Here is a 7,444-nt window from a genome sequence, read left to right on the forward strand (position 1 = left end):
GTTTTGAAAGAACAACCAAAACGAAAAAAATTCCGGTGACGATAGCGGAGAGGCCACACCTGTTCCCATCCCGAACACAGTAGTTAAGCTCTCCAGCGTCGATGGTACTTGGGGCGTCGGCCCCTGGCAGAGTAGAACGTTGCCGGAATTTAATTCTATGTGAAACCTCGGGTTAATCACCTGGGGTTTTGCTTTTTTTTTCTTGACAAGCTCGACCAGAGCAGGTTAAATTTAAAATAACATCTGAACAAACAATCAAATGATCACATATACTACTGAGAAGCCATTGGGAGGATGGGGCAGATGAGTCAGGAAATTATAGATCGATGCGACATAACCTGTATTAATGAAGCCAATGTGCAAGAAGTCCGCCAGAAGATGATTGGGGAAGAGGTTGCTCAGCCTCTGGCCGAAATTTTCAAGACCTTGGGGGATCCCACGCGCATTAAGCTGCTGTTTGCTCTCATGTCCAAAGAGTTGTGTGTCTGCGATTTAGCAGCGGTCATCGGGGTCTCGGAATCGGCTGTTTCCCACCATCTCCGGCTTTTGCGTACGCAGAAGCTGGTCAAGTTTCGACGGGATGGGAAGGTCCTGTATTACTCCCTGGCTGACCAGCACGTGGAAAAGCTGTTCGCTCAGGGATTAGAACACGTTCTGGAGTAGATTAATGGTACTTTTACACAGCAACAGGGGAGGAGAGGATTATGGCCTTGAGTGAAGCAGTGGAAATCCGTGATTTTAACAGCACCCTGCAAATCACCGGGATGGACTGACCGGATTGTGCGGCAAAGTTAGAGAAAGCTATTCGGCAAGTACCCGGGGTGATCGCCGCAACCGTTGTGTTTACAACGGGTAAACTTAACCTCGCGTACGACCCCAGCACCATTAATATTGCGCAAGTGATTAATAAGATCCAGAACCTTGGCTACCAGGTGCGAGAAGAACAGCTAAACTCGTCTGAGTTGTCTTCTCCGTCTAAGGGCACGCGGTCTGATGGAGCGGGACAGGAGAGTGCATCCTTCTGGCGAACGAATAAATATGCCTTATCGACCGTTATGTCTGGGGTGATGATTCTCCTGGCCGTGCTCCTGGGACAGTTAAAAGTATCATTTACAATTACTCACGCCATATATGTTGTCGGCATCATCCTGGGCGGTTACCTCCCCGCCAAAAGTGGGTGGTCGGTGTTGGTTAACGCTCGTGAACTGGACATGAATGTGTTGATGACTCTGGCCGCAATTGGGGCGGCGGCGATTGGGCAGTTTGCAGAAGGGGCTGTGGTTGTTTTCCTGTTTTCCCTGGGGAACGCCCTGCAGGCCTATACCCTGGACAAAACCCGTAACTCGATTCGCACGTTGATGGAGTTAACCCCCAACCAGGCGTTGGTGCGTCGGAACGGGCGAGAGATGATTTTACCGGTTGAGCAGGTCCGAATAGGCGACATCGTCATTGTTCGACCAGGGGAAAGGCTCCCAATGGACGGCCGGGTGGTGGGTGGCGCGTCTACTGTCAATCAAGCGCCCATCACTGGCGAGTCGCTGCCAGTGGATAAACAAGCCGGCGACGAGGTTTTCGCCGGGACCATCAATGAGCGTGGTTTCCTGGAGATTGAAGTAACCAGACTGTCCCGAGATAATACCCTGTCCAGAATTATTCACCTCATCGAAGAAGCCCAGGCGCAGCGGGCTCCATCCCAGCAGTTTGTCGACAGGTTTGCCCGCTATTATACACCCCTGGTGCTCCTGGGGGCGGTTCTGGTCGCAACTGTTCCTTCCCTGATTTTTCACCAGCCCTTTAATAAATGGTTCTATGAGGCGCTGGCCATGCTTTTGGTGGCCTGTCCCTGTGCCCTGGTGATCTCGACCCCGGTGTCGATCGTGGCGGCCATTGGCAGTGCGGCCAGGAATGGGGTATTGATTAAGGGTGGCGTATGCCTGGAGGAAGCCGGGGCACTGTCGGTGATCGCATTTGATAAGACCGGTACCTTAACCAGGGGAAAACCCCGGGTCACTGACGTCATTCCCCTTAATGGAACCAGTGAAACGGAAATGCTGGCGATCGCGGCAGCCATTGAATCCCGCTCGGAGCATCCATTGGGTGAGGCGATCGTTAATTGTGCGAAAGAACGATTATTAATTTTACCAGATGTCAGCAATTTCACGGCTGTATTGGGCAAAGGAGCCAGGGGAGAAGTTGAAGGTCGGCCGTATTACATCGGTAACGTTCGCTTCTTTACTGAGCAGGGTATCTCTCTGACACCGGCAGAAGTAGAGATCGGTCGGCTGCAAACAGAGGGCAAGACCGTAATGGTCCTGGGGGATGGGCAGAACATTCTCGGGCTGATCGCTGTAGCTGATGTTTTACGGGAGAGCAGCCGAGAGACCATCCAGCAGCTAAAGCAGGCCGGCATCGAAAAAGTTGTGATGCTCACCGGAGATAATGAGCTGACCGCCCAGGCCATCGCCAGGAGCGTCGGAGTAGACGAGGTTAAAGCTGACCTGTTGCCCGAAGATAAGGTGAAGGCCGTTATGGAGCTTTTGGTTGAACATACCAAAGTGGCAATGGTAGGGGACGGGGTCAATGACGCCCCCGCGATGGCGATATCGACAGTAGGGATTGCTATGGGCACAGCCGGTACTGATACCGCCTTAGAAACCGCGGATATCGCCTTGATGGCCGATGATCTGTCCAAATTGCCTTACGCTATCAATTTGAGCCGGCGGACATTAAAAACGATCAAGCAAAATATTTTTTTCGCTTTAATTGTCAAGGGATTGATTCTACTGCTGATTATCCCGGGCTGGTTGACCTTGTGGTTGGCGGTTATCGGGGACATGGGGAGTTCGCTGCTTGTAACGTTAAACGGCATGAGGTTGCTAAGGGTTAAATACACTCAATAAGTCCGTCCCCTGGTGTTATATCAATTAAGAATAAGAATTGGATAGAGGTGTTCAATAGTTAAGGGACTTGATAACCGTTATGGTTAGGTGGTTGCCATGCAGAAAACTAATTAGCTTCAGATAATTGACAAACCCAGGAATTTTTATTCCTGAGTTTTTGTCCTTTCAATGATTTTCCTGATCCGCTCCCTGGCGCCAGGAGGACTGGCGATAATTAACAAATCATTTGCGAATAACTTTGTTGAAGCATCAGGAGAGAAGATATTATCATCATTTTTCTCAATGGCGATAATCAGGGTGTCATGGAATGCATTAATCCCGCTACTTTCAATGGTTTGACCGACTACCCAAGAATCTTCAGGAATTCGAATTTCATCAATCATATCCATGCGGGTAATGGCCTTGGAGGTATAATTGACTAACATAGACAATTCATGTGCTATTTCTTCATTAATTCTGTCACGTTCAGCGGTTAGTTGTGCAATTCTTGCCTGTATTTCTTCAATTACGCGTTTTGTTTCAAAATCTTTTAAAAACCGTTCGGCGGCAGTTCGTGAACGAATGATAATTCCTTTTCCTACCAAGGCTTCAACCACCCCTTTACTCTGTAACAAAGCAACTGCTCTCCGCACTGTCTCTGGAGAAACATTATATGCACCGGCAAGTGTTGAACGCCCAGATAACTTATCGCCTTCCTTTAGTTCTTTTCGGACAATTTTATTGGCTATATCAATGGCGATTTGCTCGTAGCGACCAATTTCTGCGTAATATCTACTCATATGCTTCCCTCCCAACAAAATTAGGAAAAAGATTATGAAGCGGATTGTTGTTACTAATTTATACTATTATACTCAAATATCGAATTTAATGGTATCCCGGTAATGACCCATTTTACTATTCGTTACTTCGCCTTCATTAACGCAGCTTACCCTTAACTGATCTTCTACGAGCCAATTTGGGAACTGCTTTCGAACTATGGACAGCGGTCTGTACGCTTTGCTAAAACTATAAATACTTTCTTGTGATTATCCCAGCAGTATTCAGTATAGATACAGTTTTCTGCCTTTCCCGTGTAATTCACATGCCAACAAACGACAATATTATTCCCTAAAAATTATTTAAGAATTAGGCAGGAGATTTAAAAATAATGTCGAATATTTTGTTAGAAAACAACTTCAAAAAGTTTTAAAAGATGTAGGTTGCAGCACATACAAACTAGCCTCGGGCTTTAATAAGCACCTAACTTAAAAATGAGAAGAGACATGCATAACTGGGCCTTGATAATAGGGATAATGAAGCTTGCGGTTTGATTATCTAAAGAATGGGGGACAAGCAGCATCATCAGTATATAATCAAGGTGCTTTAAAAAAGGCGGATAAAGCATCGTGATTACCAGCATCGTCAGGATGACTCCGGACGTACTGCCTTTAGCCAGGCTAACGTATTATTTATGTTTCTTCGGCCATTTTCGCACATGGCCAGACCAAATAATATTCAGATGATGCCATTTAATAACCAATTTCCCCCATTCTTTAGATTACCAAAAGGCTAGAATAATACAGATGATAAAGAAGAGGTCGTTACTGTTGCTGTTCTTTTTTTGATATGCTTTTCCGTACCCGTAAAGTAAGTTTTTTTGATTGATGATTTGTTAACTACTGCTTTTAGATTAGTGTTTACTTTATATTAATGAGTGACTTGCGATGTGTATTCTGGTTTTTAGGGGAAAATGATTGACTTTTAAGCATTTGCAGGGGATTTAGGAAGAAAACGTGTTTTTACATACAACTTGCAACTTAAAAAAACATACTAGGATGCAGGATACCAAATATTTAATAGTGTTAGCTTTGGCCAAAGTAATTTTTATTATTGGGAGAGGGGGTGGGAAATGAAAAGAGTGGATTAAAAAGAAAAGTACCCAACATTCTTTTAATCAGGTTATTTTCACAGGTAAACAGAGCAAAAAGTGGGATCGTGAAGACATTGAGACAGATTTGCTTAACAGAAACTTATGTTTGCGGTGTTGTAGTCTAAAGAGGAGGAGGTAATTTGATGGGTCCTGCAGAAACGAGTTTGATTATCCTAGCGGCCGTGATGATTCTCTACATCACTGAAATCATACCATTAGCTGTAACGGCGGTCGGATCATGCGCTGCCCTGGTCGTGTTCAAGGTAGTTGATGCAAAGACGGCGTGGAGCGGGTTATCAGCCGATACAAACCTGCTGGTCGCCGGTATGATTGTCGTTGGACTGGCCTTGTTTGAGACTGGTCTGGCCGAAGAGATTGGGAAAAAGATCGTTGGTCTGGCCAAAGGCAGCACCTTCGGGGTCATCTTGGCGATGCTGCTGGTCACGATGGGTTTGTCCGCTTTCTTGAACAACTCTTCAACCACGGCGATGATGGTGCCGGTCTTAGCAGGGATTATCGCCGGTTCGGGTGGTAAAATCAACGCCAAGTTTACGATTATGCCGCTGGCCCTGGCGGCGGTCACTGGCGGGATGCTGACCCTGGTTGGTTCTACCCCAACGGTAATTGTGCAAGGCGTGCAAACCGCGGCGGGTTACCGGCCGTTTGGCTTCTTCGAGTTTGCTCTGATTGGTGGACCGATTTGTTTGGCGTTCCTTATTTATAATTTCACCATCGGGAGATGGCTGGCGGTGAAGATGTATGGTGAGAATCCACCACCAAGTCCTTTTATGCAGGAAATGCTCGAGAAGGTTGCCGCGCAGAAAAGTGAAAGCAAAACCAAGGACCCAAAGAAAATGTGGATTTCTGGGCTCATCTTGCTCGGTTGTGTACTTGGGTTTATCTTTACAAACACAAAAGTCCTACCTCTCGGGACAATTGCGATGATTGGCGCCCTGGCCTGTGTGGTGACGGGTTGCATTTCCGAAAAAACCACTTACCGGCAGATGGACTGGACGACGGTGCTGGTGCTGGGTGGTTCGATCGGCTTTGCGGCCGGCCTGGACAAGAGCGGCGGCGGCAAACTGCTGGCCAACTACATCCTGGGGTTATTTGGTGATAAGGTTACCCCATACACAATTCTCGTGGTTATTGCTTTCCTGGGCATGTTCCTGACCCAGTGCATGTCCAACACGGCGGCTACGGCCATGCTGGCGCCGATTGGCCTGGCCATGGCGAAGGCGATCGGGGCAAACCCGCTGCCGATCATGATGGCGCTCTGCACTGCTACGGCGTCTTCGTTCTCGACCCCGGTGGCAACCCCGCCGATGACCATTGTCCTTGGCCCCGGCGGCTACAAGTTCTTCGACTACATCAAGTGGGGCGGGCTGTTTAATATAATTTGTTTTATTATCGTGATTGTGCTGGTTCCGTTAATCTGGCCGTTCTAGGGGCGCAACATTTATTCACTAAGTAGATAATTTGGCTTAGGGGTCAAATATGTAACCCCTAAGCCAACAATTTGTTAAGTTTACGGCAGTTCATACGCAAGAGAATACAGCAAGAGTAGAATAACACATACAAGAGTAGAATAACACATATTAGGAGGTAAATTCACGATGGGTACAGATTGGGGCTTGGCCATGCAGGTGGTTGCTAAAGGGTTTACAGCGGTGTTCCTGGTCTTGGTGATTCTGATGTTTTCCGTCCGAGCCATGTCGGCCATTATTATGAGATTGGAGAAACGCGGTAAAGAGGAAGCCGGGGCCAATAATTAACTTTGTACCAACAGGAAGACAAGAGGAGGAAATATGCATGCTCGAAACGCTGAAAACAGTCTTTATTTCCAGCGGACTACCAGCCCTGGATGTTAAACAGGTTATAATGTGGTTAGTCGCTTTCGCGATCATGTACTTAGCCATCAAAAAAGAATTTGAACCACTGCTGCTACTGCCGATTGGGTTTGGTATCCTGGTGGCCAACCTGCCCCTGGCCGGTTTGATGGAAGAAGGGCACTTATTGTGGATCTTTTACCATTACGGGATTGAGTGGGAAGTGATTCCCTGCGTGATCTTTCTCGGCATTGGGGCGCTGACAGATTTCGGGCCCATGATCGCCAACCCGAAGACACTCCTGCTGGGAGCGACGGCTCAGGGTGGCGTTTACATCACCTACATCGGGGCCATCCTGGCCGGGTTCACGGTCAAGGAAGCGGCCGGCATCGGGATCATCGGTGGGGCGGACGGCCCGACCACCATTTACGTCCTCTCGTACCTGGCCCCGTATCTGATGGGTCCATGCGCGGTGGCGGCTTACTCCTATATGGCGATGGTGCCGCTGATTCAACCGCCAGTAGCCAAGTTGCTGACTTCGGTCGAAGAGAGAAAAATCCGCATGCGGCAGTTACGACCGGTGAGTAAGACCGAAAAAATTCTCTTCCCCATCATCGCCGTTATTGTGATCACCCTCCTGGTTCCACCAGCGGCCCCCTTAATGGCGATGCTGATGCTAGGGAACCTCTTCCGGGAGTCAGGGGTAGTGGAACGGTTGAGCGATGTGGCGCAAAACGCGCTCCTGAACATCGTCACCGTGTTCCTGGGCATATCGGTCGGGGCGACCATGAATGCCGAGACCTTCT

At 48.1% G+C, this 7,444-nt stretch carries 6 protein-coding genes and 1 rRNA gene; 6 read left to right on the forward strand and 1 reads right to left on the reverse strand.

Annotated features, from left to right (window positions below):
* The first annotated feature begins 31 nt into the window (after nucleotides 1–31).
* From rrf to cadA, 3 genes are all read left to right on the forward strand, one after another.
* A 5S ribosomal RNA gene (gene rrf, locus HPY81_11370) occupies nucleotides 32–148 on the forward strand.
* Nucleotides 149–303: 155 nt separating this feature from the next.
* Entirely contained in the window at nucleotides 304–663 is a 360-nt protein-coding gene (locus HPY81_11375; GenBank protein NPV28002.1) for a winged helix-turn-helix transcriptional regulator, read from the forward strand.
* A 41-nt stretch (nucleotides 664–704) separates the two neighbouring features.
* On the forward strand, nucleotides 705–2,900 hold the full coding sequence (gene cadA / locus HPY81_11380; protein NPV28003.1) for a cadmium-translocating P-type ATPase: 2,196 nt from the start codon (nucleotides 705–707) through the stop codon (nucleotides 2,898–2,900).
* A gap of 143 nt (nucleotides 2,901–3,043) precedes the next feature.
* Here the strand turns inward: cadA and HPY81_11385 are convergent, their stop codons facing one another.
* Nucleotides 3,044–3,679 (reverse strand): GntR family transcriptional regulator, encoded by a 636-nt coding sequence (locus HPY81_11385; protein NPV28004.1) that lies wholly within the window; start codon nucleotides 3,677–3,679, stop codon nucleotides 3,044–3,046.
* 1,273 nt (nucleotides 3,680–4,952) lie between these two features.
* Between HPY81_11385 and HPY81_11390 the strand changes: the two genes are divergently transcribed.
* The 3 genes from HPY81_11390 to HPY81_11400 form a co-directional block, all read left to right on the forward strand.
* Nucleotides 4,953–6,257 (forward strand): SLC13/DASS family transporter, encoded by a 1,305-nt coding sequence (locus HPY81_11390; protein ID NPV28005.1) that lies wholly within the window; start codon nucleotides 4,953–4,955, stop codon nucleotides 6,255–6,257.
* A 168-nt stretch (nucleotides 6,258–6,425) separates the two neighbouring features.
* Nucleotides 6,426–6,584, forward strand: coding sequence for an OadG family protein (locus tag HPY81_11395; GenBank protein ID NPV28006.1), 159 nt, complete (start codon nucleotides 6,426–6,428; stop codon nucleotides 6,582–6,584).
* Nucleotides 6,585–6,621: 37 nt separating this feature from the next.
* Nucleotides 6,622–7,444 (forward strand): sodium ion-translocating decarboxylase subunit beta (locus HPY81_11400; protein ID NPV28007.1); only part of this gene is annotated, 823 nt, incomplete at its 3' end.

This window comes from Bacillota bacterium, from assembly GCA_013178045.1.
Lineage (GTDB): Bacteria > Bacillota > Ch66 > Ch66 > Ch66 > Ch66.